Source organism: Hymenobacter elongatus (assembly GCF_004745955.1).
Lineage (GTDB): Bacteria > Bacteroidota > Bacteroidia > Cytophagales > Hymenobacteraceae > Hymenobacter > Hymenobacter elongatus.
In genome coordinates this window covers 1-504 of sequence record NZ_SRLD01000136.1, presented here as the reverse complement: position 1 = coordinate 504, position 504 = coordinate 1, and the positions used below count along the sequence as shown (strand labels likewise).

The 504-nt window shown below is 71.2% G+C and carries 1 protein-coding gene and 1 pseudogene; both read left to right on the top strand.

The window, feature by feature from the left end; genetic code table 11:
- The coding region (locus E5J99_RS21095; protein WP_135499768.1) for a helix-turn-helix domain-containing protein at positions 1 to 252 on the top strand (252 nt) is incomplete at its 5' end.
- A pseudogene (locus E5J99_RS21090) lies at positions 249 to 504 on the top strand (hypothetical protein); the annotation flags it as partial. The gene E5J99_RS21095 and the pseudogene E5J99_RS21090, both read left to right, overlap by 4 nt.

The following is a 504-nucleotide window of genomic DNA, read 5'->3' as shown; positions in this document are numbered from 1 at the left end:
GCCAGGGCGCTCGGCGAGGCCCCGCGCCGCGGCGGGCCCCGGCGCTTTGACGGGGCGGCCCGCGCCGCGCTCACGGCCCTGGCCTGCACGCCGGCCCCATTGGGGCACAGCCGCTGGACCCTGCGCCTGTTGGCCGATAAAGCCGTGGAACTGTGCCTGGTGGAAACCATTTCGCATGAAACCGTGGGCCAGGTGCTTAAAAAAACGAAGTACAGCCCCAGCGCCAGCAGCACTGGTGCCTGGGCGCAGTGAACGCCGCCTTTCTGGCCCGCATGGAGGACGTGCTGGCCGTCTACGAGCGGGCCTACGACCCGCGTTTTCCGGTGGTCTGTTTCGATGAACGCCCCTGTGAGCTGCACGGCCAGCCCGTCGAGCCGCTCCCGCCCGTGCCGGCGCAGCCCGCGCAGGGGGAGCAGCCGGCCAAAGCCGGCCGTCCCCGGCGGGAAAGCAGCACGTATGTGCGCCAGGGCACGGCCTGCCTGCTGGTGGCCTTCGAACCAGGCA